Annotated in this window: 23 protein-coding genes; 9 read left to right on the top strand and 14 right to left on the bottom strand. The window is 67.4% G+C overall.

All coding sequences use genetic code 11. From position 1 onward, the window contains the following. Positions 1 to 69: 69 nt before the first annotated feature. From AC6CIE_RS27670 to AC6CIE_RS27650, 5 genes are read right to left on the bottom strand one after another with little or no spacing between them, the layout of a single operon-like run. The gene (locus AC6CIE_RS27670; protein ID WP_498094957.1) at positions 70 to 1,035 is read right to left on the bottom strand and encodes an NAD(P)H-dependent flavin oxidoreductase; all 966 of its coding nucleotides are present in this window, start codon (positions 1,033 to 1,035) and stop codon (positions 70 to 72) included. 19 nt (positions 1,036 to 1,054) lie between these two features. Next, complete coding sequence (locus tag AC6CIE_RS27665) at positions 1,055 to 2,029, bottom strand: Bug family tripartite tricarboxylate transporter substrate binding protein (RefSeq protein WP_498094955.1); 975 nt, start codon at positions 2,027 to 2,029, stop codon at positions 1,055 to 1,057. A gap of 57 nt (positions 2,030 to 2,086) precedes the next feature. After that, complete coding sequence (locus AC6CIE_RS27660; RefSeq protein ID WP_498094953.1) at positions 2,087 to 3,604, bottom strand: class I adenylate-forming enzyme family protein; 1,518 nt, start codon at positions 3,602 to 3,604, stop codon at positions 2,087 to 2,089. A gap of 17 nt (positions 3,605 to 3,621) precedes the next feature. After that, entirely contained in the window at positions 3,622 to 4,794 is a 1,173-nt protein-coding gene (locus AC6CIE_RS27655; protein ID WP_175123282.1) for a thiolase family protein, read from the bottom strand. Next, complete coding sequence (locus AC6CIE_RS27650) at positions 4,791 to 5,195, bottom strand: Zn-ribbon domain-containing OB-fold protein (protein ID WP_343737124.1); 405 nt, start codon at positions 5,193 to 5,195, stop codon at positions 4,791 to 4,793. The genes AC6CIE_RS27655 and AC6CIE_RS27650 overlap by 4 nt, the downstream gene beginning before the upstream one ends. A gap of 228 nt (positions 5,196 to 5,423) precedes the next feature. On the opposite strand from AC6CIE_RS27650, the gene AC6CIE_RS27645 reads away from it, so the two are divergent. Genes AC6CIE_RS27645 through paaG form a run of 3 tightly spaced genes read left to right on the top strand, consistent with a single transcriptional unit; the run spans position 5,424 to position 8,563 of the window. Beyond that, the gene (locus AC6CIE_RS27645) at positions 5,424 to 6,614 is read left to right on the top strand and encodes an acyl-CoA dehydrogenase family protein (protein ID WP_498094951.1); all 1,191 of its coding nucleotides are present in this window, start codon (positions 5,424 to 5,426) and stop codon (positions 6,612 to 6,614) included. Positions 6,615 to 6,647: 33 nt separating this feature from the next. After that, on the top strand, positions 6,648 to 7,760 hold the full coding sequence (locus AC6CIE_RS27640) for an acyl-CoA dehydrogenase family protein (protein WP_498094949.1): 1,113 nt from the start codon (positions 6,648 to 6,650) through the stop codon (positions 7,758 to 7,760). Beyond that, on the top strand, positions 7,757 to 8,563 hold the full coding sequence (gene paaG / locus AC6CIE_RS27635) for a 2-(1,2-epoxy-1,2-dihydrophenyl)acetyl-CoA isomerase PaaG (protein ID WP_286900358.1): 807 nt from the start codon (positions 7,757 to 7,759) through the stop codon (positions 8,561 to 8,563). Before AC6CIE_RS27640 ends, paaG begins: the two co-directional genes overlap by 4 nt. A gap of 12 nt (positions 8,564 to 8,575) precedes the next feature. Here the strand turns inward: paaG and AC6CIE_RS27630 are convergent, their stop codons facing one another. Next, positions 8,576 to 9,469 (bottom strand): LysR family transcriptional regulator, encoded by an 894-nt coding sequence (locus AC6CIE_RS27630; protein WP_367353516.1) that lies wholly within the window; start codon positions 9,467 to 9,469, stop codon positions 8,576 to 8,578. 143 nt (positions 9,470 to 9,612) lie between these two features. On the opposite strand from AC6CIE_RS27630, the gene AC6CIE_RS27625 reads away from it, so the two are divergent. The 4 genes from AC6CIE_RS27625 to AC6CIE_RS27610 all read left to right on the top strand — a co-directional run bounded on the left by AC6CIE_RS27625 (position 9,613) and on the right by AC6CIE_RS27610 (position 13,431). Continuing rightward, the gene (locus AC6CIE_RS27625) at positions 9,613 to 10,443 is read left to right on the top strand and encodes an HTD2 family dehydratase (protein ID WP_498094947.1); all 831 of its coding nucleotides are present in this window, start codon (positions 9,613 to 9,615) and stop codon (positions 10,441 to 10,443) included. Continuing rightward, positions 10,440 to 11,633, top strand: coding sequence for a CaiB/BaiF CoA transferase family protein (locus tag AC6CIE_RS27620; protein ID WP_175185927.1), 1,194 nt, complete (start codon positions 10,440 to 10,442; stop codon positions 11,631 to 11,633). The genes AC6CIE_RS27625 and AC6CIE_RS27620 overlap by 4 nt, the downstream gene beginning before the upstream one ends. After that, on the top strand, positions 11,630 to 12,463 hold the full coding sequence (locus tag AC6CIE_RS27615) for an HpcH/HpaI aldolase/citrate lyase family protein (protein ID WP_452004217.1): 834 nt from the start codon (positions 11,630 to 11,632) through the stop codon (positions 12,461 to 12,463). Before AC6CIE_RS27620 ends, AC6CIE_RS27615 begins: the two co-directional genes overlap by 4 nt. 71 nt (positions 12,464 to 12,534) lie before the next feature. Continuing rightward, complete coding sequence (locus AC6CIE_RS27610) at positions 12,535 to 13,431, top strand: sugar kinase (RefSeq protein WP_498094945.1); 897 nt, start codon at positions 12,535 to 12,537, stop codon at positions 13,429 to 13,431. Between the two features lie 131 nt (positions 13,432 to 13,562). Here AC6CIE_RS27610 and AC6CIE_RS27605 read toward each other — a convergent pair whose 3' ends face one another. The 4 genes from AC6CIE_RS27605 to hda are packed head-to-tail and all read right to left on the bottom strand — an operon-like array spanning position 13,563 to position 16,825. After that, complete coding sequence (locus AC6CIE_RS27605; RefSeq protein ID WP_481146355.1) at positions 13,563 to 14,051, bottom strand: 2-amino-4-hydroxy-6-hydroxymethyldihydropteridine diphosphokinase; 489 nt, start codon at positions 14,049 to 14,051, stop codon at positions 13,563 to 13,565. A 3-nt stretch (positions 14,052 to 14,054) separates the two neighbouring features. After that, positions 14,055 to 15,428 carry a polynucleotide adenylyltransferase PcnB gene (pcnB, locus tag AC6CIE_RS27600; RefSeq protein ID WP_175138851.1) on the bottom strand — a complete coding sequence of 458 codons (1,374 nt, stop codon included), beginning with the start codon at positions 15,426 to 15,428 and terminating at the stop codon, positions 14,055 to 14,057. Beyond that, positions 15,429 to 16,127 carry an HAD family hydrolase gene (locus tag AC6CIE_RS27595; protein ID WP_175123270.1) on the bottom strand — a complete coding sequence of 233 codons (699 nt, stop codon included), beginning with the start codon at positions 16,125 to 16,127 and terminating at the stop codon, positions 15,429 to 15,431. After that, complete coding sequence (gene hda, locus AC6CIE_RS27590; protein WP_105237474.1) at positions 16,124 to 16,825, bottom strand: DnaA regulatory inactivator Hda; 702 nt, start codon at positions 16,823 to 16,825, stop codon at positions 16,124 to 16,126. The genes AC6CIE_RS27595 and hda overlap by 4 nt, the downstream gene beginning before the upstream one ends. A 340-nt stretch (positions 16,826 to 17,165) precedes the next feature. Here hda and purM point away from each other — a divergent pair, with 340 nt between their 5' ends. After that, positions 17,166 to 18,215, top strand: a complete 1,050-nt coding sequence (gene purM / locus AC6CIE_RS27585) for a phosphoribosylformylglycinamidine cyclo-ligase (protein WP_056320991.1) — start codon at positions 17,166 to 17,168, stop codon at positions 18,213 to 18,215. 197 nt (positions 18,216 to 18,412) lie between these two features. Here purM and miaA read toward each other — a convergent pair whose 3' ends face one another. Both miaA and mutL read right to left on the bottom strand, forming a co-directional pair. Next, on the bottom strand, positions 18,413 to 19,372 hold the full coding sequence (miaA, locus tag AC6CIE_RS27580) for a tRNA (adenosine(37)-N6)-dimethylallyltransferase MiaA (RefSeq protein WP_498094943.1): 960 nt from the start codon (positions 19,370 to 19,372) through the stop codon (positions 18,413 to 18,415). A gap of 1 nt (position 19,373) precedes the next feature. Further along, complete coding sequence (gene mutL / locus AC6CIE_RS27575) at positions 19,374 to 21,416, bottom strand: DNA mismatch repair endonuclease MutL (RefSeq protein WP_367351490.1); 2,043 nt, start codon at positions 21,414 to 21,416, stop codon at positions 19,374 to 19,376. A 99-nt stretch (positions 21,417 to 21,515) separates the two neighbouring features. Here mutL and AC6CIE_RS27570 point away from each other — a divergent pair, with 99 nt between their 5' ends. Beyond that, positions 21,516 to 22,154, top strand: a complete 639-nt coding sequence (locus AC6CIE_RS27570; RefSeq protein WP_175123266.1) for a VTT domain-containing protein — start codon at positions 21,516 to 21,518, stop codon at positions 22,152 to 22,154. A gap of 96 nt (positions 22,155 to 22,250) precedes the next feature. Here AC6CIE_RS27570 and AC6CIE_RS27565 read toward each other — a convergent pair whose 3' ends face one another. Beyond that, complete coding sequence (locus AC6CIE_RS27565; RefSeq protein WP_175138848.1) at positions 22,251 to 23,633, bottom strand: N-acetylmuramoyl-L-alanine amidase; 1,383 nt, start codon at positions 23,631 to 23,633, stop codon at positions 22,251 to 22,253. Then, positions 23,561 to 24,100, bottom strand: coding sequence for a tRNA (adenosine(37)-N6)-threonylcarbamoyltransferase complex ATPase subunit type 1 TsaE (gene tsaE, locus AC6CIE_RS27560; RefSeq protein WP_175123264.1), 540 nt, complete (start codon positions 24,098 to 24,100; stop codon positions 23,561 to 23,563). The genes AC6CIE_RS27565 and tsaE overlap by 73 nt, the downstream gene beginning before the upstream one ends. Between the last annotated feature and the right edge of the window lie 99 nt (positions 24,101 to 24,199).

The raw sequence follows: 24,199 nt of genomic DNA, 5'->3' as shown, positions 1-24,199 counted from the left end.
CAGGCCGACGCCGCGCCGGGCGTCAAAAGAACCAACTCAGCCCGACGAACCGCCGGGCGTCAAAAGAACTCAAACCGTTCGCGAAACAGCACCAATAGCCCCCAGATACTCCCCCTCCAACTGCGCCACCAGATCAGCAACCCCCAACACCTCCTGCACAGCCCCCACCCCCTGCCCAGCACTCCAAACATCCTTCCAAGCCTTAGGCCGAGAACTCTTATCCATATTCGGAGGCGGCGTCACCCCATTGCTGCCCAACACAACCGGATCCAACCCCGCCGCCAAAATACTGGCCGACAAATAATTCGCCGGCACCCCAGAAAAGTAAGCCGTATAAGTCACATCCCCCGCCTGCGCAGCCAGCACCATCTCCCGATAAGCATCCCCCGCAAGCGACTCCCGGGTAGCAATAAACCGAGTCCCCATATATGCAAAATCGCACCCAAGCACCTGCGCAGCCAAGATATCCTTCCCATGGCTGATGCACCCCGACAACGCCAATGGCCCGTCATAAAAGGCCCGTATCTCATTCACCAGCGCAATCGGATTCATCTGCCCCGCATGTCCGCCTGCCCCCGCGGCAACAAGGATCAACCCATCGGCCCCCGCATCCAGCGCCCGCTTCGCATGCCGCACGTTCGTCACATCGTGATAGACCACCCCCCCATAGGCATGCGCCGCCTTCACCACCGCCTCCGGCGCGTGCAGAGAAGTAATCAGCAACGGCACCCGCCGTTCCGCGCAGATCGCAAGATCTCCTTGCCACCGCGGATTGCTCGGATGCACGATCAGGTTCACCCCATACGGCGCCACCTTCTGCGATGGCGCCGCGAGACGCCGCGCCGCCAGTCCATCTTCGATCCGCGTGATCCACTCGTGCAACTGCTCCTGCGGCCGCGCGTTCAGCGACGGAAACGTCCCGATGATCCCCGCCGCGCACTGCGCGACCACCAGTTGCGGCCCCGACACCAGAAACATCGGGGCGCCAATCACAGGCAGGCGGATCTGGTCTCGCAATGCGGACGGGCAATTCATCGTGATGCTCCGGGGAAAATCAATTGGCCTGAATGTTCGCGGTCTGGATCACGTCCGACCACAACGCGTACTCGCGGTCGATCCGCGCCTGCAGCGCCTTCGAATCGCCCGCGTTGATCGTGTACCCGCCTTCCGTCATCGCCTGGCGGAAAGCCGGATCCTTCGACACATCCGATAGCGCCTGTGTCAGCCGCGCCGTCACCGCATCAGGCAGCTTCTTCGGCCCCACCAGCGCATACCAGCCCACCACCTCGTAATCCTTCATCCCGGCTTCCATCATCGTCGGCACGTCCGGCAGCTCCGGATTGCGCGTCTTCGACGTCACCGCCAGCGCGCGCGCCTTGCCGCTTTTCACGAATGGAATCGCCGTGCTCGTGATGTCGAACATGAACGTCACCTTCCCGCTCACCACGTCCATCATCGCCGGTGAATTCCCCCGATATGGCACGTGCAGCATCGACGCCTGGCTCTGCTTCTTCAGCAATTCAGCCGAAAGATGATTCGACGCCCCGATCCCCGCTGACCCGAACGACACCGCCTCCGGATGCTCCCGCGCATAGGTGACGAGTTCGCCCACATTCTTCGCCGGAATCTGCGGCCCGATCAGCAGCACGTTCGCATAATCCACCACCAGGCCGATCAGCGAAAAGTCCTTACGGGGGTCAAAGAGCGTGCTGCGCTGGACCAGCGGCGACATCGTCAGCGTCGGGCTCGCTGCAAAGCCCAACATGTAGCCGTCCGGCGTCGCCTTGGCGGTCGCGTCTGACGCGATCATGCCGCTCGCGCCTGCACGGTTCTCCACCACCACGGTCTGTCCCAGCTTGTCGCCGAGATACTTCGCAAAGACGCGCGCCGTCGTGTCCACCGGGCCGCCCGGCGCGTAGCCCACGAGCAGGCGGATGGGGCGGTCGGGGTACGTCTGCGCCGAGGCGGTTTGCGCGCCAGCCAGCGCGGCCACGGCCGAGGCCGCGGCGATCAGGGTCTTGATGTTCACGCTCTTGTCTCCTTGTGCATAGGTGGCCGGTCGTCAGAGCGGAACAGCTGTCCGCGCCTACGCCAGCCTTTCTTTCAGCGGCTGCTTCAGGATCTTGCCGCTGACGGTGGTGGGAATCGTCTCGATGGGAATGATCCGCGCCGGCCGCTTGTACGGCGCAAGCTGGGCGCGCAGGTGCAGCATCAGCAGATTCGTGTCGATCGTCGCGCCCGGCAGCGGCTCGACGAAAGCGATGACCTCTTCGTTGTGATCTTCGGTGTCGCGTCCCACCACGGCCGACAGCCGCACACCGGGAAACGCGTTGATGACCGACTCGACCTCGATCGGGTAAACGTTGAAGCCCGACCGGATGATCAGGTCCTTCGACCGCCCCGAGATGAACAGCGCGCCGCTGGCGTCGACAAAGCCGATGTCGCCCGTGTTGAGCCAGCCGCCCGGCAGCAGCGCCTGCGCTGTCTGTTCCGGATTGCGGTAATAGCCCAGCATCACGCCCGGACCGCGGATCAGCAGGTCGCCGCGCGTGCCCGGCGCAGTCGCCGCGTCCGGGCTGCCGATACGCAGTTCCACGCCGTCCACCGCATGCCCCGCCGAGCAATCGTCCCGCGGCGAATCGATGTCCGTTATGAACATGGAGCCCGCGTACTCCGTGATGCCGTAGCCGTGGTGCATCGGCACGCCGAAGTAGCGTTCGGCATCGCGCTTCTGTGTCGGATCCAGCGCCGCGCCGCCCGTGTACAGGTAGCGCAAGGCCGGCGCGCGCAGTTCCGTGCGGGGCGGCGCCACCGCCATCAGGCGGCTGAACATCGTCGGCACGCCCTGCAGGATGCTGACGCCGGGATGCGCCAGCGCCTTGAACACGTCTTCCGGATCGAAGCGGCTGCGCAGCACCAGGCTGGCCCCCGCATGCAGCGTGGCCATCAACACGGTCGCGATGCCGAAGATGTGCGACATCGGCAGGGCCGCGTAACCGATATCGTGCGGCGTCAGCCGGCGTGACGCCGCCGACACCCGCGCAAAGTGGATCAGCCCGCGATGCGGCACCATCACGCCCTTGGGCGCGCCAGTGGTGCCTGACGTGTAGATCACCGTGGCGACCTCGCCGGCCAGCTCGCCGGTTTCAGCGTGCGTCGGCTCGGCCGCGCGCGCGGCAGCGACGCCCGGTCCCCAGACGGCCGCGTCCGCGTCGACCGCGCCCGCCGCGGCGGCATGGGCGGCAGCCGCCGCCGACACGCCGCTCGTGAACAGCACCAGTTCGGGCTGCGCGTGCTGGCGGATGTTGTCGATCTCGCGGCCGGACAGGCGCGCGTTCACGCCCACCGGCCAGGCGCCTGCCACGCCGCACCCGAACAGCGCCGCCAGCATCGCCGTGCAGTTCTCACCCACCATCATCACGCGATGGCCGGGCTGCACGCCCTGGCCGCGCAGCCATTGCGCTGTGTCCTGCACCCGCTGCCACAACTGGGCGTAGGTCACCGTGCCGCCGCCTTCCTCGTACAGGCAGATGGCGTCGGGCTGCCGGCGCGCCTGCAGCGCCAGGATGTCGTGGATGCGGGTGATGGGTTCTGCGTGAGACATGGGTTGATACGTCAGGATCAAAGAGTTGCCTGGGTGCCCAGGATGGCGGTCGATTGGCTGGACAGGGTACCGCCATTGCCATGCACCAGCGCAAGCTGTGCGTCCGAAACCTGCCGTTCGCCGCATTCGCCGCGAAGCTGGCGCACTGCCTCGATCATGATGAAGACGCCATACATGCCGGGATGCACGCAGCACAGCCCGCCGCCGTTGGTGTTGACCGGCAGCCGGCCCCCGGGCGCAATGGCGCCGTCCGCGATGAACTCCTTGCTTTCGCCCTTGGCGCAGAAGCCAAGGTCTTCCAGGAACAGCAACGTGTTGATGGTGAACGCGTCGTAGAGTTCGACGACGTCGATGTCCTTGGGGGCAAGGCCCGCCATCGCGAAAGCCCGGCGGCCAGACTCGGACGCGGCGGTGACCGTCAGGTCTTCCATCGAAGAGATCTGCCGGTTCCACACCGCCGTCGCATTGCCCAGCACATAGACGGGCGGGCGCGGCAAGTCGCGCGCGCGGTCGGCGCGCACCAGCACGTAGGCGCCCGCGCCGTCGGTGACCAGGCAGCAATCGCGCACGCTCAAGGGGTCGGACACCATGCGCGCAGACAGAATCTGATCCAGCGTGGCCGGCTCGCGCAATTGCGCTTCCGGATTGAGCTGCGCCCACTGGTTGGCCGCCAGCGCCACCCGCGCCAGATCTTCGCGCCGGGTGCCGTACTGATGCATGTGCCGGGCGGCTGCCAGCGCGTACGAGGACAACGGGTTGAGCGGATCGTAGGGGGACTCGTAGGGTTGCGGATCGAACTGCTTGCGCACGCGTCCTACCTCGGCGCGGCTGAGCGTGGACGTGCGCTGTGTGCTGCCGTAGCAGACCAGCACGGCATTGCACTGGCCGGAGGCCAGCGCGTGCAGCGCCGGCATCAGATGCGCCACGAAGCTCGACCCGCCCAGCATGGTGCTGTCGATGAACGTCGGGCGGATGCCCAGGTGTTCGATCACCGGCATGGCCCACATCGGCGCGGCCACGCTGGCCGTGCAGATGCCGTCGATGTCGCGCATCGTCAGGCCCGCGTCCGCCACGGCGCGCTGCGCCGCCTGCACCAGGATTTCCATTTCGGTAAAGCCCGTGGCCTGTCCGAGGCCCGCGTGGCCCACGCCGGCCACCGCCACAGCGCCGCGCAATTCGTTCAGCGTCATGCCGCCTCCTTGTTGGGAACAAAGACGACCAGCCCGCGGCCGTCCTGCTGGATCACCTGCGCGCGCACGCCCATGCCGATGCGAACGGCGTCCGGCGCCACACCGTCGACGCGGCTCATCAGCCGCACGCCTTCCTGCAGGTCGATCAGCGCGACGTTGTAGTCGCCACCCGCCTCGGGCTTGCGCCGCACGACGGTGGTGGAATAGACGGTGCCGCGCCCGTCGGGCGCCGCGAAGGAAAGCTTGTCCGCGCCGCAGTGCGGGCAGATCATGCGGGGATAGAACACGGCGCGGTCGCAGCCGCCGCAGCGCTGGATGAGGAAGCGGCCGTCGTCGAGCGCCTGGCGGTATTGCGCCTCGACGCCTTGCGAGACGCCATCCGTCTGATCGGGAGCAGTCATGGTGCGATGGGATTCCAGTGATTGAAGCGTGAATCTGAAGCGTGAAGCTGAACAGCGCCTAGTGTCCGCACTGCCAACGGCTTCGGCCATTCTTCATTGCTGAAGCAGGACTTTTGCCAATCCGTAGTGGACCGCACGCCCTACACGCAACGCGAAGCCCGTCTTCGGGAGAGGCAGATTGTCCGGCCGTACGCGCCGTGGCTAGATACCGGGCAAAGGAGGTGGACCATGAACCTGACCTGGACGCCAGAAGAGCGCCAATTCCGCGAAGCCGTGCGCGCCTTCGCCGCCGAGAAGCTGCCGGAAGACATACGCGCCAAGGTGCTGCGGCACCAGCGGCTGGAACGCGACGACTACGTGCGGTGGCACAACATCCTGGCCGACCAGGGTTGGGGCGCGCCCAACTGGCCGGTCGAGCACGGCGGCACGGGGTGGAACGCCTTGCAACGCCTGATCTTCGAAGTGGAATGCTTCAAGGCGGGCGCGCCGCGGCTGCTGCCGTTCGGCCTGTCCATGATCGGCCCCGTGCTGATGAAATACGGCAGCGCCGAGCAGAAGGCCCGGCTGCTGCCGCGCATGATCCGTGTGGAGGACTGGTGGTGCCAGGGGTATTCCGAGCCGGGTTCCGGTTCCGACCTGGCGTCCCTCAAAACCCGCGCCGTGCGCGATGGTGACGACTATGTGGTCAACGGCCAGAAGACCTGGACCACGCTGGCGCAGTATGCGGACTGGATGTTCTGCCTGGTGCGCACCGATCCCGATGCGCGCGCGCAGCGCGGCATCTCGATGCTGCTGCTGGACATGCGCTCGCCGGGCGTCACGGTGCGGCCCATCCGCACGCTGGACGGCGGCCATGACGTCAACGAGGTCTGGCTGGAAGACGTGCGCGTGCCGGTCGCCAATCTTGTCGGCGAGGAAAACCAGGGCTGGACCTACGCCAAGTACCTGCTCGGCCACGAGCGCACCGGCATTGCGGGCCTGGGCCATTGCCACCGCGAACTGGGCATCCTGAAAGACATGGCGGCGCGCGCGCAGTCGCGCGGCAGGCCGCTGCTGCATGACAGCCGGATGCGCGACCGCATCTCGCGTATCGAGGTCGACATCATGGCGCTGGAAATGCTGCTGCTGCGTGTGGCCGCCAGCAACGATGGCACGCCCGGGCCGGAGGCCTCGGTGCTGAAGATCCGCGGGTCCGAGATCCAGCAGGACCTGGCCATGCTGCAGATGGAAGTCGCGGGCCCGGACGCCTGGCCTTATGACCCCGACTGGCTGGTGGCCGGCAACGATTTTCACGGCCCCGGCCCCGAGATGGCTGCCGCTGCGGGCGCCGGCTATGCCGATATGCGGAAGACCTCGATCTACGGCGGCACGACCGAAGTGCAGAAGGGCATCATCGCCCGCCTCGTGCTGGGCGTGTAGGCCCGCCGCGCAACCCCGACAGGAACACGACGCATGGATTTCATCTACACGGAAGAACAGCGCATGCTGGCCGACAGCCTGCGCCGCCTGGTGGACCAGGCATGGCCCTTTCCCCAGCGGCGCGCCCGCCAGGCCGCGGGTACGCTGGACCGGCAGGCCTGGAATGCACTGGCAGAACTGGGCGTGCTGGGCCTGACCATTTCGCAGGACCACGGCGGCTTTGGCGAGGTGCCGGCCAGCCTGCTGCCGGTGCATGTCGAGCTGGGGCGCGGGCTGGTGTCCGAGCCGGTCATCCCGAGCGCGGTGATGGGCGCGGCGTTGGCGGACGGCTGCGGCGAGGCGGCACGCGGCCGCTGGCTGCCGGCCATTGCCTCGGGCGAGGCCATCGTCAGCGTGGCGTGGCAGGAGCCCGGCCGGCGATATGCGGCTGATCCGCAGGACTGCCGTGCTGCGCAGACCGCCGAAGGCTGGCGGCTGGACGGCGCCAAACACCTGGTCTGGCACGGCGCGGCCGCCGATGCGTGGTTCGTCAGCGCGCGCGGTGGTGACGGTCAGACCGTCCTGTTGGCGGTGCCGGCCGATGCGGCCGGCGTGCGCGTGACGGACACGCCCACGCTGGATGGCGCGCGCTGCGCGCGGCTGGACTTCGATGCGGTGACGCTGCCCGCGGAGGCGCTGCTCGCAGAAGGCGCTGCGGCCGACGATGCGCTGGCGCAGGCGTTGCAATGGGGCACGGCCGCGCTGTGCGCGCACGCGGCCGGCGCCATGGAGCGGCTGCTGCAAATCACGGTGGAATACCTGAAGACCCGCAAGCAGTTCGGCCAGCCGCTGGCGTCGTTCCAGGCGCTGCAGCACCGGATGGCCGAGATGCTGGTGGCCAAGGAGCTCGCGCTGTCCATGGCCTATGTGGCGGTGGCGGCGTTGACCGAATCCGACGCGGCGCAGCGGCGCCGCATGATCGCGTCGGCCAAGCTGGAAGCCGCGCGCGCCGGCCGTCTGGTCGCGCAGCTGGCCGTGCAGTTGCACGGCGGCATGGGCATGACGGACGAACTGGAGGTCGGCGATTATTTCAAGCGCCTGACCGTCGTGGATCAATTGATGGGCGATACGGCCGAGCAGCTGGCCGTGCTGGAGGAGTTGGCATGAGCGCGCACGTACCGGCTTTTACTCAGATCCAGTTCACGCTGGACCGCGGTGTGGGTGTCATTACGCTGAACCGTCCTGAGCGCATGAACAGCTTCACCGAGGTCATGCACGGCGAGCTGTCGCGCGCGCTGGACCTGCTGGAAGGGCATGAAAACCTGCGCGGCCTCGTGATCACCGGCGCGGGCCGCGGATTTTGCGCCGGCCAGGACCTGGGCGAACGCAAGCCTGCCGAAGACGGCTCGCGCCGCGATCTGAGCCTGATGCTGGAAAAGTGCTATCGCCCGCTCATCAACCGCCTGCGCGCGTTGCCGGTGCCGGTGGTGTGCATCATGAACGGCGTGGCGGCAGGCGCGGGCGCCAGTCTGGTGCTGGCGTGTGACGTGGTGTTTGCGGTGGAGTCGGCGCGCTTCGTGCAGGCGTTCAGCAAGATCGGCCTGTTGCCCGATGCGGGCGGAACGTGGTTCCTGCCGCGCCTGGTCGGGTCGGCGCGCGCGATGGGCGCGGCGCTGTTCGGGGAATCGGTGTCGGCCGCGCAGGCGGAGGCCTGGGGTCTGATCTGGCGGGTGGTGCCCGACGCGGCGCTGGCGGAAACGATCCAGCAGGTGACGGACACGCTGGCCGCCGGCCCCACGCGCGCCTATGGGGCCACCAAGGCGGCCTTGCAGGCGTCCAGCGGCAACACGCTGGCGCAGCAGTTCGATCTGGAATGCCGCCTGCAGCGCGAGCTGGGCTACACCGACGATTACCTGGAGGGCATGCGCGCCTTCGCGGAAAAGCGGCCGCCGGCGTTCACCGGCAAATGACGCGGCGCAACGTCAGGGCGCTTGCGGCGTCTGGATCTGGTCGATGAGTTCGCGCGCGCAGCCGGGCAGGGCGTCGATGTCGCGCACCAGCAGCTTGCGCTCGCGCACCACCCACGGCTCGTCCAGCTCGACAACTTGCAGCTTGGTGTCTGCCCCGTAGCGGCGCGCGGCCGAGTCGGGAATGACGCCGACGCCCACGCCCGCCTGCACCATGCGGCAGATCGAGTCGAAGCTGTAGAGCTGGATGCGCTGCGGCAGGCGCTGGCCGACGCGTTCCAGCTGGTCGCGCAGGAAGGCCACGAGCGTGGAGCCTTCGTGCATGGTGATGAACGGATAGCGCACGGCGTCCACCAGCTTGACCTTGTCCTGGTCCTGCAACGGATGGCCGTTGGGCACCACCAGCACCAGGCGGTCGGTGCTGAAGTGGATGGTCTGCAATTCGGGTGCATCCACCGGACCCGCGACGATGCCCAGGTCGGTGGTGCCATCCAGCACGCCGCGCACGATGTCGCGCGTCAGGCGTTCCTGCAGATCGACCGTGACGCCCGGATGGCCCGACAGGAATTGCGCCAGGATGTCCGGCATGAATTCCGTGACGGCCGTGGTGTTGGCAAAGATGCGGATGTGGCCGGCGTCGCCGTCGGCCTGTTCCTGGAAGTCGTGTTTCAGGTGATCCACCTGCCGCATGATGACGCGCGCATGCTGCAGCAGTTTCTGCCCGGCAGGCGTGATTTCCACGCCGCGGCTGTCGCGGTAGAGCAGGCGGGAATTGAGCTGGTTCTCCAGCGCCTTGATTCGCACGCTGACCGCGGCCAGGGACAGATGCGCCCGCTTGGCTGCCTGCGTCAGGCTGGGGGATTCGGCGATGTGGATGAACAGTCGGAGGTCGGCAAGGTCGAAGTGCATGGGCCATATATTACGGCGGCCGCCGCCGGCGCGGATGGCCGATTCAGGCGCAGCAAACCCCGCCTTGAGGAAAAACGAATTCACACGCCCGTCGGCTTGCGGGCATGCTTCAGGCTGTAAAAACACCACCAGAGGAACTCGGCATGACATCTACAGATCCGGCCGCGTGGATCGGCAGCGGCGAACGCAAGGCGGACGCCATGGATCCCGGCCACGCCGCGCGTATCGCCGCCACCCTGGGCGGTCCGGGGCCGGCCGAGGGCGACGACCTGCCGCCGCTGTGGCAATGGGCATTCTTCATCTCCACCGTAGGCATGGACGGGTTGGGGACGGATGGCCACCCGTCGCGCGGCGGTTTCCTGCCGCCCGCGCAGGACCGCAACCGCATGTGGGCGGGCGGCCGGGTGGAATTCCGCCAGCCGCTCAAGGTCGGCGTGCCGGCCGAGCGCGTGTCCACCGTGGCCGAGGTCAAGGAAAAGACCGGCCGCACCGGCTCCCTGCTGTTCGTGACCGTGCAGCATGAATACCGGCAGTCGGGCGAAGTGGCCATCCTGGAAGAGCAGGACATCGTGTACCGCCAGCCCACGCCGCCCAAGCTCACCGGCAGCGAGCCGGCGCCGCAGGCGCAATGGCGCGACACGGTCAATCCCACGTCGGTGTTGCTGTTCCGCTATTCGGCCGTCACCTTCAACGGCCATCGCATCCACTACGACCATCCCTATGTCACCGGCGTCGAAGGCTATCCCGGCCTGGTGGTCCACGGCCCGCTCATCGCCACCGAGATGGTTGCCGCCTTTGCGCGGGCGCATCCCAAGGCCCGCCTCACGCATCTCGCCTACCGCGGCCTGCGTCCGCTGATTTCCCCCGCGCCTTTCCAGGTTGCCGGCCGCCTGTCCGAGCCGGGCGTCGCCCAGCTCTGGGCCGAGCAGGACGGCACGCTGGCCCATCAAGCCGAATTGAGGTTCACCGAATGAACATGCAGGCCTCCCGCCCGCTGGACGGCATCACCGTCGTCAGCCTGGAACACGCCATCGCCGCGCCTTTCTGCACCCGCCAACTGGCGGACATGGGCGCGCGCGTCATCAAGATCGAACGCCCCGGGACCGGCGACTTCGCCCGCGGCTACGACGAGCGCGTGCGAGGCCTGTCCTCGCACTTCGTCTGGACCAACCGCTCCAAGGAAAGCCTGACGCTGGACCTCAAGCGCGACGAAGCCGGCGGCATCATGGACCGTCTGCTGGAATCGGCCGACGTGCTGGTGCAGAACCTGGCGCCCGGCGCCGCGGCGCGCCTGGGCCTGTCGTTCGAGGCGCTGCACCAGAAATACCCGCGCCTCATCGTTTGCGACATCTCGGGCTACGGCGAGGGCGGCCCCTACCAAGACAAGAAGGCCTACGACCTCCTCATCCAGAGCGAAAGCGGCTTCCTGTCGGTCACCGGCACGAAGGACGATCCGGTCAAGGCGGGGTGTTCCATCGCGGATATCGCCGCGGGCATGTACGCCTATTCGGCCATCCTGAACGCGCTGCTGCTGCGCCAGCGCACGGGGCAGGGCAGCCGGCTGGACGTGTCCATGCTGGAAAGCATGGTCGAGTGGATGGGTTTCCCCATGTACTACGCCTTTGACGGCGCGGCGCCGCCCGTGCGCGCGGGCGCGGCGCATGCCTCCATCTATCCGTACGGGCCGTTCCCGGTGGGCGGCGGTTCGACCATCATGCTGGGCCTGCAGAACGAACGCGAATGGCGCGTCTTCTGCGCTCAGGTGCTGCGGCAGGCCGAGCTGGCCGAAGACCCGCGCTTCATCTCCAATTCGCTGCGTACCGCCAACCGCGACGCGCTGCGCGCGCTGATCGTGGCCGCGTTTGCCGACCTGTCCATCGAGCAGGTGACGCAGCGCCTGGAAGACGCGCAGATCGCCAATGCGCGCGTCAACGACATGGCCGGCGTGTGGGCGCATCCGCAATTGCAGGCGCGCCAGCGCTGGAGCGAGGTCGATAGCCCCGCCGGCATGCTGCCGGCGCTGCTGCCGCCCGCCACCAGCAACGCGTTCACGGCGCACATGGGGCCCGTGCCCGCAGTGGGCCAAAACACCGATGCGGTGCTAGCATCTCTGGGATACGCGCCGGATCAGGTGGCGCAGTTCCATGCCTCGGAGGTTGTGTGACGCATCCCGTCGTTCGTAGCGCCCTGTTTGTGCCGGCCTCGCGGCCCGAACGCATCCCCAAAGCGCTGGCTGCGGGCGCGGACGCCGTCATCGTGGACCTGGAAGACGCCGTGGAGCACTTGGCCAAGGCGTCGGCCCGAGAAGCCCTGTGCGATTTCCTGGGCTTGAATCGCGAGGCCCGGCTCTGGGTGCGCATCAACGACGCCTCCACGTCCTGGCACGACGACGATCTCAAGGCCTGCCGCGGCAGGGCCGGCGTGGCAGGCATCCTGCTGCCCAAGGCCGAAAGCATGATGCAGGTGCGGCACGCAGCCCAGACCGGCTGTCCCGTGATTCCCATTCTTGAAACCGCGCAGGGCATTCTCAATGCCGGCGAGATCGCCGCCACCCCTGGTGTCGCGCGGCTGGCGTTCGGCAGTCTGGATTACGGCCTGGACCTGGGCCTGACGCCCGACACGCCGGGCGCCAAAACCGTGCTGGACCACGCCCGGGTGCAGGTGCTGCTGCACACCCGTGCCGCGGGCCTGGCGCCTGCGTTGGATGGCGTCTTTCCCGGTGTGCAGGATCAGGCCGGACTGGCCGCGGCAGCCGGCCGTGCGCAGCAGATGGGCTTTGGCGGCATGCTGTGCATCCATCCCACGCAAGTCCCCGTCATCCACGCCGCCTTCGTGCCGGACCAGCAGGAACTCGACTGGGCGCGGCGGGTCATCGCCGCGCATCGCGACACGGCCGCGGGCACGTTCATGCTGGATGGCAAGATGGTCGACGCACCTGTCATCGCACGAGCGCGACTGGTGCTGGCGCAGGCGGGCGAATCCGCGCGCGGCTGAATCCCGCGCCGGCGCCTCGTCCAGACCCTGCGCCGAGGCGCCCCGCGCATACAACCTGACAAGGCGAGCCCATGGGCGAGGCGCTTTTCATCGGACATACCTACATCGACGTCACCGTGCTGGCCGACGAATGGCCCACGGGCGACCAGAAAAGCGTGGCGCGCGACTACGCGGTCTCGTTCGGCGGCAATGCGGTGACGGCGGCGTTTGCCTGCGCGCGGCTGGGGTTGCCGCCCGATCTGATCTGCTCGCTGGCGCCCGACTGGCTCGGCCACATGTACTCGGACATGGCGGCCGCGCATGGCGTCACGCTGCACGCGCGCCAGGTACGGCGCTCCTCGCTGTCGTTCATCATGCCCAACCACGGCAAGCGCGCCATCGTCCGCGCGCGCGACGCGGGCTACCTGAACGACTTCCCCCGGCTGGACATCGGTGGCTATCGCGCCCTGCATCTGGACGGCCATCAGCCCGACGCCGCGCTGCATTACGCGCGCGCCTGCCGCCAGGCCGGCGTGCTGACTTCGCTGGACGGGGGCGGCATGCGCGAGAACACCGACGAACTGCTGCGCCATATCGACGTGGCCGTGTGCGCCGAGCGCATGTGCGAGCAGCTAGGTCTGTCTCCGGAACGGCTGCTGGATCTGCTGAAGGCGCGCGGCTGCCGCATCGGCGCGGTGACGCTCGGCGAGCGCGGCATGCTGTGGTACGACGAGACGGGGCGCGTCGACACGCTGCCGTCGCTTGACGTGCCGGCTGCGCGCATCATCGACACGTCGGGCGCGGGCGACGTGTTTCACGGCGCGTATGTGTGGTCTTACCTGACACGGCCGGAACAACCGTGGATCGAGCATTTCACGTTTGCGCGGGCGGCCTCCGCGCACAAGATCCAGCATCTGGGGAACGAGGCGGGGCTGCCGGGCGTGGAAGACGTCGAGCGGGCGATGATGGCGTTTACGCCGAAGGCGTGACGGCTGGTACGCGGCGCGCCATGTGTCGCGCTATGTTTCGCCTTATGTGTCGTCACGTGCTGCGTAATGTTCTGCGCAATGTGCCGCGCGATTGCGCGGGCGCGCATTGTGCCGCGCTGCTGATCCTGCGCTCAGGGCGCGATTCGTTCGATCGGCTGATCGTGGATCGCGTCGATCCACGCGTCAAGCGGCCGTCCTTGCACGGACAGGCCGGGCGCAAGATCGCGCAGCGGCAGCAGCACGAAGGCGCGCAGATGCAGGCGGGGATGCGGCAGGATCAGCCGCGCGTCATCCAGCCGCGTATCGCCGTGCAGCAGCAGATCCAGATCGAGGGTGCGGGGGGCATTGCGGTAGGGGCGCAGGCGGCCGTGTTCGTTTTCAAGCGCCTGCAGGACGTCCAGCAATGCCAGCGGCGCGAGGACGGTGTCCACAGCCGCCACGGCGTTGATGAAGTCGGGGCCGGTGGCCTCCACCGGCGCGCTGCGGTAGAACGGCGAAGCCGTTACCCCGGTGATGCCCGGGGTGGCCTGCAACTGCGCCAGGACCTGGCGCAGGGTGGCCGCGCTGTCGCCCAGGTTGGCGCCCAGGCCGACGTAGGCGCGCACGGACGGCTGCGGCATGGGTTACTCGCCGGCGGGCGCGCTGCGCGGTCCGCTGCGGCGCGGACGGCGGCGCCGGCGCGCGGGCGAGGCCGTGCCCGTGGCCGCATCGGAGGCTTCGCGCGGCTGCCGCGAGATTTCCTCGATCATCTCGGCGCGGGTGTCGTCGTCGGCATTGGCCAGATCCATCCACCACTGCGCCAGCACGCTGTCGAACTCGCCGGCGGCGGCGCGCAGCTGCAGGAAGTCGCAGGCGGCGCGGAAGCGCGGCTGCTCGATCATGCGGTAGATGGTCTTGCCCATGCGGCGCTCGAAACGCGGCTGCATGAACCAGATTTCGCGCATGTCGGACGAGAAGCGGCGCTGGATGGCGAGCTTCTCGGTCTGTTCGTCCAGCACCGAGTCCGCCGCCGTCGACAGCGCGGGGATGGTGTGCTCGCCCTGGGCGCGCAGCTGCTTCCAGCGCACGTCCACCTGCTGCCACAACAGCGCGGCAAAGAGGAAGCTGGGGCTGATGGTCTTGCCGGCGCGCACGCGCGCATCGGTGCGTTCCAGCGCCAGTTCCACGAAGTGTTCGCCGCCGGGTTGCTCAAGCACGACGTCCAGCAGCGGCAAGAGGCCGTTGTGCAGGCCGTCGGCGCGCAACTGGCGCAGGCAGTCCATGGCATGGCCGCAGGTCAGCAGCTTGAGCATCTCGTCGAACAGGCGCGAGGCCGGCACGTTTTCGATGAGGTCGGCCATTGTGCTGATGGGCTGGCGCGTGGCCGGGTCGATCGTGCCGTTCAGCTTGGCGGCAAAGCGCACCGCGCGCAGCATGCGGACCGGGTCTTCGCGGTAGCGCTTGACGGGGTCGCCGATGATGCGGATCTGGCGCTTCTTCAGGTCGGCCACGCCGTCGTGGTAGTCGATGACTTCTTCGTTGTGCGGGTCGTAGTACAGCGCATTCATGGTGAAGTCGCGGCGCTTGGCGTCTTCTTCCTGCGAACCGAACACGTTGTCGCGCAGGATGCGGCCGTGCTCGTCGGTCTCCTGGTCTTCCGAGGCGGGCGCGCGGAAGGTGGAGGTCTCGATGATCTCCTGGCCGAACACGACGTGCACCAGCTGGAAGCGGCGGCCGATGATGCGCGCGCGGCGGAACAACGGGCGGATCTGTTCGGGCGTGGCGTTGGTGGCTACGTCGAAGTCCTTGGGCTCCAGTCCGACGATCAGGTCGCGCACCGCGCCGCCCACGATATAGGCTTCGTAGCCGTGCTGGCGCAGCACCTCGCACACCTTGATGGCGTGGCGCGACACGTTGCGGCGATCGATGCCGTGCTTGTCGCGCGCGATGCGCAACGGCCCCTTGGGTGTCGGCGCGAAGAGCCGGCCGACGAATTTTCTTATGGTTTCAGTGATCATTTAGGACTTCGAATCTTCCATGTGGTCGAACAGGTCGATCACTTGCCAGCCGCGTTCCTGTGCGATGGCGCGCAGGGTGGGGCTGGGGTTAGCGGCAATTGGACGGGTCACTTTTTCGAGCAGCGGCACATCATTGACCGAATCGCTATAGAAAAACGATTCGGAGAAATCCGCAACCCCCAGGCCCATGCCGGCGAGCCAGTCGTTGACGCGCACGACCTTGCCTTCCTTGAAGCTGGGCGTGCCCAGGATGCGGCCGGTGTAGCGGCCGCGCAGGTACTCGGCGTCGGTCGCGACCAGGTGGGGCACGCCGAAGGCGCGGGCGATCGGGGCGGTGACGAAGCTGTTGGTGGCCGTGACGATGGCGCAGAGGTCGCCGGCTTCGAGGTGGCTGTCGACGAGGTCGCGGGCAGCCGGTGTGATGGACGGGCGGATGACTTCGCCCATGAAGGTTTCGTGCCAGGCGGCCAGGTCGTACGGCGAATGCGCAGCCAGCAGGCCCAGCATGAATTCGGCGGCCTGTTCGGCCGTGAGTTCGCCGCGGTTGTAGCGGTCCATCAGATCGTCATTCAGGCGGCGGGCTTCGACGGGATCGCCCGCGCGGCCTGTGCGCGCCAGATAGTCGGCCCATTGGTAGTCGCTGTCGAGCGGCAGCAAGGTGTGATCCAGGTCGAACAGGGCGAGACGTCGGGTGGTCATGTGCGTTGTGAATCAGGATCTGCGAGCATGGCGCGCAGCAGGGGGAGGGTGATGGGGCGGCCGGTGGCCAATGAATAACGGTCCAGCGCGTCGAGCAACGCGGCAAGCTTGCGGATGTCGCGTTCGTGGTGCGTGAGCATCCAGTTGATGATTTCGGGCGCCAGATGCAGCCCGCGTTCGGCGGCCTGCGCGGACAGCGCGGCCAGCTTGTCGGCGTCGGACAGCGGATCCAGGCGGAACACCAGATCCCAGCCCAGTCGCGTGCGCAGGTCTTCGCGCAGCGGCATCGACAGCGGCGCGCGGTCGCCGGCCAGCGCCAGCGCAAACGCCCGCTGCGTGGCCGCGGATTCCCGCCACCGGTTGTACAGCGCAAACAGCGCGGCCTGGCGGCTGTCGTCCATGCGGTGCACGTCGTCGACCGCCACGAATTTGGGCATGGGCGATTTGGAATCGGCCTCGGCCAGTCGGCGCAGCATGTTCTCGCCGTTGGCAGGGTCGACGTAGACGGCATCGGGGCGGGCGGTCAGCGCGCGCAAGAGGTGGGTGCGGCCGCAGCCGGCGGCGCCCCAGATGTACAGGGCCCGTCCGGGCTTGAGCGCACGCACGGCCGCCACCGCTTCTCCGTTGGGGCCGGCGATGTAGTTGTTCAGCGATGGCGCTGGCGCGGGGAGAACGTCAAGCAGCAGCTGGCGGTTCATGAGAGTTAGCAATCGGGCTTTTCAGGGGCGCTGGAATAGCCATGTTCAGGGGCGCCGGAAGAGCCATTTTCAAAGGCGCCGGAATAGCCAATTCGGGGCGCCACAAAAAGCCAGGAAAAAAAGCCAAGAAAAATCGGTGATGCAAGGGCCATGTAGAAACTGGCAAAATCAATACCGGCCAACCCTACACTTTAAACCACCTGGGGCGCTGATGTCGCGTCGGAACGCACGGCCTGGCGTGGGTTTGCGCCTTACGCGCCTGTCCGTGCCCGCGTCATCGTAAAATGCAGGGCGTTCCACCAAAATCCCAGCAATTGTTACATACCCCACGGCATTTCTCATGACGAACCAACCTAAAGCCCCCCTGACCTACCGCGACGCCGGTGTCGACATCGACGCAGGCGACGCCCTGGTCGACCGAATCAAACCCCTTGCCGCGCGCACCATGCGTCCCGGGGTGCTGGCCGGTATCGGCGGCTTTGGCGGCCTGTTCGAAGTGCCCAAGACCTACAAGGAGCCGGTGCTGGTTTCCGGCACCGACGGCGTGGGCACCAAGCTGCGCCTCGCGTTCGACTGGAACCGCCACGACACGGTCGGCATCGACCTGGTCGCCATGAGCGTCAACGACATCCTGGTGCAGGGCGCCGAGCCGCTGTTCTTCCTGGACTACTTCGGCTGCGGCAAGCTGTCGGTGGACACGGCGGCGGCGGTGGTGGGCGGCATTGCCAAGGGCTGCGAACTGTCGGGCTGCGCGCTGATCGGCGGCGAAACCGCCGAAATGCCGGGCATGTACCCGGACGGCGAATACGATCTGGCCGGCTTCGCGGTGGGCGCGGTGGAAAAGTCCAAGATCATCGACGGCAAGTCCATCAAGGCGGGTGACGTGGTCCTGGGCCTGGCGTCCAGCGGCGCGCACTCCAACGGCTACTCGCTGCTGCGCAAGATCCTGGAACGCGCCGGCGCCAAGCCGGACGACGATTTCCACGGCCAGAAGATGGTGGACGTGGTCATGGCCCCGACCCGCATCTACGTGAAGCAGGTGCTGGCTGCGCTGGCCAAGCACGGCACCGACATCAAGGGCCTGGCCCACATCACGGGCGGCGGCCTGCTGGACAACGTGCCGCGCATCCTGCAGGACGGTCTGGCCGCCAAGCTGCACCGCGACGCCTGGGAAATGCCCAAGTTGTTCCAGTGGCTGCAGGAGCAGGGCGGCGTCGAAGACACCGAGATGTACCGCGTTTTCAACTGCGGCATCGGCATGGTGCTGGTGGTGGACCCGGCCCAGGCCGACGCCATCGCCGCCACGCTGCGCGAGCAGGGCGAGACGGTCAGCAAGCTGGGCGAGATCGTTCCCCAGGAAGCCGGCATGGCGCAGACCTTCGTGGTGTGATGCCGCGGCGATAGCGCTGAAATGAAATGACCGCCGTGATGGCGGTCATTTTTTTTGTGGCGCGAGCGGTCGCCTGGGCGCCACGCTCTCGAAGGCGTCTGACACCCCAACGAGACCGACTTCATCCTGCGATGCTGACTCAGGGGGTGTCAGACACCTTCGAGAGACACCCTCGAATCAGGAAGTGTTGCCGCCCGTCAATCCGCCAGCGCCACTGCCACGGCGTCGATCGTCTGCGCGACGGCGTCGGCGGCCAGGCAGTCCACGATCAGGCGCTCAGGCTGGGCGCGCAGCCAGGTGATCTGGCGCTTGGCCAGTTGCCGCGTCGCCGCGATGCCCTGTTCGCGGGCGGTATCCAGGTCGATCTCGCCGTCCAGGTGCGCCCACATCTGCCGGTAGCCCACGCACCGCACCGACGGCAGGCCGGGATGCAGGTCGGCGCGGGCGTGCAGGCCGCGCACCTCGTCAAGCAGGCCTTGCCGCAGCATGGCGTCAAAGCGCTGTTCGATGCGCGCGTGCAGCGCGGCGCGGTCCGAAGGTTCCAGGCTGATGGTCAGATACCGGTTGGCGCCGTCGTCCGGCTTGCGCTCGGCCCGCTGCAGCAGCGCCGACATCGGCTGGCCGGACAACTGGCAGATTTCCAGAGCGCGCTGGATGCGCTGGCTGTCGTTGGGCGCGAGGCGCGCGGCGGTGATGGGGTCCAGCACCGCCAGCTCGGCATGCAGGGCGGGCCAGCCCAGGCGGGCGGCGCGCGCTTCCAGTTCGGCGCGCAGGGCAGGATCGGCCTGCGGCAGATCGTCCAGGCCGTCGCGCAGCGCCTTGTAGTACATCATCGTGCCGCCCGCCAATAGCGGAATGCGGCCGCGCGCGCGAATCTCCCCGATCAGGCGCAGCGCATCGGCGCGGAATTCCGCGGCCGAATACGACTGGGCAGGATCCAGGATGTCCAGCAGGTGCTGCGGCACGCGGGCCTGCTCTTCTGCAGACGGCTTGGCCGTGCCGATGTCCATGCCGCGGTAGATCGTGGCCGAATCCACGTTGACGATTTCGAGCGGCCAGCGTTCGGCGAGCGCCAGCGTGGACGCGCTCTTGCCGGCCGCGGTGGGGCCGGCAAGGCAGATGACCGGGAGCGATGCGGGAGATTGGGAAGACGACAAGCTATTGTCCGCGCAGAAAGAGCTTGTCCAGGTCCGACATGGACCACTGCACCCAGGTGGGCCGCCCGTGATTGCACTGGTCGGCCCGTTCCGTGGTTTCCATCTGGCGCAGCAAGCCGTTCATCTCTTCAAGCGTGAGCTTGCGGTTGGCGCGCACGGACCCGTGGCAGGCCATGGTCGAGAGCAGTTCGTTGCGCTGTTCGGTGAGCAGTCGCGACACGCCGACGGCGCCCAGGTCGCGCAGCACGGCGCGGGCCAGGGTTTCGATGTCGCCGCGCGCCAGGATGGCCGGCACCGACCGCACGGCGATGGACGTGGGGCCTGACGGGCGCATCTCGAAACCCAGGTCGTTCAACTGTTCTTCGAACTCCTCGACCAGCGCCACATCCTTTTCCTGCGCGTGAAACACTACGGGCACCAGCAGGTCCTGGCGCGGCAGGCTGCGCGCGTCCAGGGCCTGCTTGAGCTGCTCGTAGACCACGCGCTCGTGCGCGGCGTGCATGTCCACCAGCACCATGCCGCGGCGGTTCTGCGCCAGGATGTAGACGCCGTGCAGCTGCGCCACCGCCATGCCCAGCGGGTGTTCTTCGTCGGCCGGTAACGCGGCGGACGCGGGCGCCGGTTCGCGCAGGGGCGCGGTGCGGGCCGTGGTGTCGTCGGTCAGCGGGCGATAGAGCGATTGCCAGTCGGCGGCCGGGATCCCGGCCGGTTCGGCGTGCAGGCGGAAGGGGACCTGGGTGTGCGGGCGCTGGGGGGCGGGAGAGGGGCGCAGGCCGTAGGCGGCGCCGTTGCCCGGGCCGCCGCTTGCGCCAGGGTAAGCGCCGGCATTCGAGCCGCCAGCCGCGGCGCCGTTCAAGCCGCCATTGCCGCCAATCGTGCTGCCGTAGCCGCCATTCACGCCGCCGTAGCCCGGGCGCGGAGATTCCGTCGTGGACGGCGAGGCCGGCCGGTAAGCCGGTGCGGCGGAGTCGGTCGAGGTCGCGTCGCCCGCCGGGCGCGCCACGGTTTCAAATTCGGCGTCTTCAGCGTGCCCCGCAGGCGCCACGGCCGACGAGCCGCCCATCTGGGCCAGCGTCTGGCTGACCGCGTGCGAGACAAAGCGGTGCACGGCGCCGCTGTCGCGGAAACGGACCTCGTGCTTGGCCGGGTGGACGTTCACGTCCACGGCGGCGGGGTCGATGTCCAGGAACAGCACGTACGCGGGCTGACGGTCGCCGTGCAGCACGTCGGCATAGGCCGAGCGCAGCGCGTGGCTGACGGTGCGGTCCCGCACGTAGCGGCCGTTCACGTAGAGGTATTGGCGGTCGGCGCGGGCGCGGGCGGCGGTCGGCCGGGTAATCATGCCGGCCAAGCTGACCGTGCCGACCGAATGCGACAGCAGCAGGCCGTGCTCGGCGAATTCGGCGCCCAGCACGTCGCGGATGCGCTGCGGCGGGTCGGCCGGCAGCCATTGGCGCTGTGCGCGGTCGTGGTGGAACAGGCGGAAGGCGATCTGCGGATGCGCCAGCGCGATGCGCTCCATGGCGTCGACGCAATGGCCGAATTCGGTGGCTTCGGAGCGCAGGAACTTGCGGCGGGCCGGCACGGCGTCGAACAGCTGGCGCACGTCGACCGTGGTGCCGGGCGGGCCGGACGCGGGGCCGACCTGCATGCTGCCCGCGTCGATCTGCCAGGCGTGATCGCCGTCGCGGGTGCGGGAAATGATGGATACCTGGGCGACCGACGCAATGGACGCCAGCGCTTCGCCGCGAAACCCCATGGAAGCGACCGATTCCAGCTCGTTCAGCGAACGGATCTTGCTGGTGGCGTGGCGGGCCAGCGCCAGGGGCAGTTCCTCGGGCGGAATGCCGCCGCCATCGTCCGTGACGGCGATACGCCGGATGCCGCCGCCTTCGAGGCGGACCTCGATGGCGCGCCCGCCCGCGTCGATGGCGTTTTCAAGGATTTCCTTGAGCACGGACGCGGGGCGCTCGATGACCTCGCCAGCGGCGATCTGGCTGATCAGCAGGTCGGGAAGCGCAAGGATGGAACGACGTTCGGTCATGAGGCCCAGATCTTATGTAGCAGTGCGGACGATTTTAGCGTCATGCCCCGGTCGGCTATAGTCGCTGACAAATTCCACTCGGATATCAGGGCCGCTTCAATGCTTGAGTTTTTCAATATGGTGCTTCACATCGACCAGACGCTTGGCCTTTGGGTCGAGCAGTACGGCGTGTGGGTGTACCTGGTGCTGTTTCTCATCGTCTTTGCGGAGACGGGGCTTGTCGTGCTGCCCTTCCTGCCGGGCGACTCGCTGCTGTTCATCGCCGGGGCCTTTGGTGCGACAGGGCATATCGACCCCGTTTTGATGTCGGTGTTGCTCATCGTCGCCGCCGTGACCGGCAACTCGCTGAACTACGCCATCGGCCGCTACATCGGGCCGCGGGTGTTCTCGATGAACCTGCGCTTTCTGGACCGGGGCGCGCTGATGCGCACGCACGCGTTCTACGAAAAGCACGGCGGCAAGACGATCGTGATGTCGCGCTTCATTCCGGTGGTGCGCACATTCGCGCCCTTCGTGGCGGGCGTGGCCGAGATGTCGATGGCGCGCTTCCAGCTGTTCAACATCATGGGCGCGCTGTTGTGGGTGATCAGCCTGGTGGCGGCGGGTTACTTCTTTGGCAACATCCCGATCATCCGCGATCACCTGAACACCATCGTGTTGGTGGGCCTGGCGGCGGCGGTCGTGCCGGTAGTGGGGGCCGGTGTCCTCAAGCTGGTGCGCGCGCGCCGCACGCAATAGCGTCCGCGCAGCGCAAACAAAAAGGCTATGCGCCGGAAGGTGCATAGCCTTTTTTCGTGGACCCTGAAATGAGTCCGAGCGCGGGGCCGACCCCGGCTAGCTCAGATCGCCCAAACGGGCCAGCGGCGGATTGGCCGTGAAGTAGCGCTGGATGCCGGTCATCATGGCCTGCGCCAGCTTGTCCTGGTGCGAGGAGCTGCGCAGCAGCGCTTCTTCTTGCGGATTGCTGATGAAGGCGGTTTCGACCAGCACCGACGGGATGTCCGGCGCCTTCAGCACGGCAAAGCCGGCCTGCTCGACGCTGTTCTTGTGCAGGCGGTTGATCTTCTTGATCTCGTCCAGGAAGGCGTTGCCAACCTTGAGCGAGTCATTGATCTGGGCCGTGGTGGACAGGTCCAGCAGCACTTTCGCGACCTGGCGATCGTGGCTGCCCAGGTTGACGCCGCCGATCAGGTCGGCCGCGTTTTCCTTGTCGGCCATCCAACGGGCCTGCGCGCTGGTGGCGCCGCGCTGGGACAGCGCAAACACCGACGAGCCGTTGGCCGAGGGCTTGACCCAGGCGTCCGCGTGGATCGAGATGAACAGGTCCGCATGCACGCGGCGCGCCTTTTGCACGCGCACGTGCAGGGGCACGAAGTAATCGTCGTCGCGCGTCAGGTAGGCGCGCATGTAGGGCTGGCTATCGATCAGCGCCTTCAGGCGCCGTGCGATGCGCAGGACCACGTCTTTTTCGCGCAGCCCGGATTTGCCGATGGCGCCCGGGTCTTCGCCGCCGTGCCCGGGATCCAGCGCGATGGTCAGCATGCGCGGCTTGCCGCGGCTGGCGGTGGCGGGGGGCTTGGGCGGGGTGGGCAGGGCGGGCGCCGGCTGCTGGCCGCGCACGCGCGGCGGCTCGGGCGGATCCGCGCGGGTCACCGGGTTGCGCTGGATGTCTTCAAGGATGCGCGCCAGCGGATCGTCCACGTCGGGCCCACTAGACTTATTCAGGATCGCGATCAGCGGATCCTGCGCGATCTTGGGATACAAGTCGAGCACCAGGCGGTACTGGTAATCGGCCACCGGCTTGAGCGTGAACACCTGCGGCGCCACGGGCTGCTTCAGGTCGAACACCAGCCGCACCACGTTCGGACGGTTCTGCGCCACGCGCAGGCTCTGGATGTAGGGGTCGTCGGGCCGGACCTTTGAAACCAGGTCGTTTAGTGCCGCGCTGAGGGTCAGTCCCTCGATATCGACCACCAGGCGGTGGGGATTTTCAAGGGTGAATTGTTCGGCCTTGAGTTCGCTGTCGAGTTCCAGCGTGACCCGGGTGTATTCGTCTGCCGGCCAGGTCCGGACAGCCAGGATCGTTGCAGCCTGCGCCAGCCTTGGCACGACCGGCAGGACGAGCAGGGTGGCGGCGACGCTGATCAGGCGTCGGCGGGTGGCGCCTGCCGAGGGGAGGGCGCCGTCAGGGGCGGGGGGACAATCGCGTTCAACCATGTTTGTCCTCGAGCGGTGTACGCGGTCAGGCTGGCGTCACGTCCGTCGCCTGCATAGTCCAGGCAGATCAGCAGGTCGGGCGGGGGCAAAAGACCCTCCGCCCGCTCCGGCCATTCGATCAAAACGACTGCTTCGTCACGCAGTAAATCCCGGAATCCTGCGTCCAACCATTCGCGCGAATCACTAAATCTATAAAAATCAAGGTGATAGAAGTATAAGTTAGAAACTTTATAGGATTCAAGCAGCGCGTAGCTTGGACTCTTGATTCGGCCTGTGATGCCGCTTTCCCGCAACAATGCCCTGGAGAAGGCCGTCTTTCCTGCCCCGAGGTCCCCTCGAAGGTGAATACATGCGCCTGGCAGGCCGGTTTTGGCGCCGGTGACCATCGGGGCGAGCTGGCGCGCCAGCGCCTCGGTGGCAGCTTCGTCGGGCAGGTGCAGGGTCAGGGTGGCGAGGGGGGCGGACATGGCGCGGGAGCAGTGGTAAAAAACGAGGATCGGAGCACAGATGGGAGCAATTATAGGAATGCGGGTTTCTGCTAACCTATAACGATTGCTATTCTCAAT

It is taken from the genome of Achromobacter sp. GQ309, from assembly GCF_059759315.1.
The sequence above is the reverse complement of the archived record's forward strand: the minus strand, read 5'-3'. Positions and strand labels throughout refer to the sequence as shown.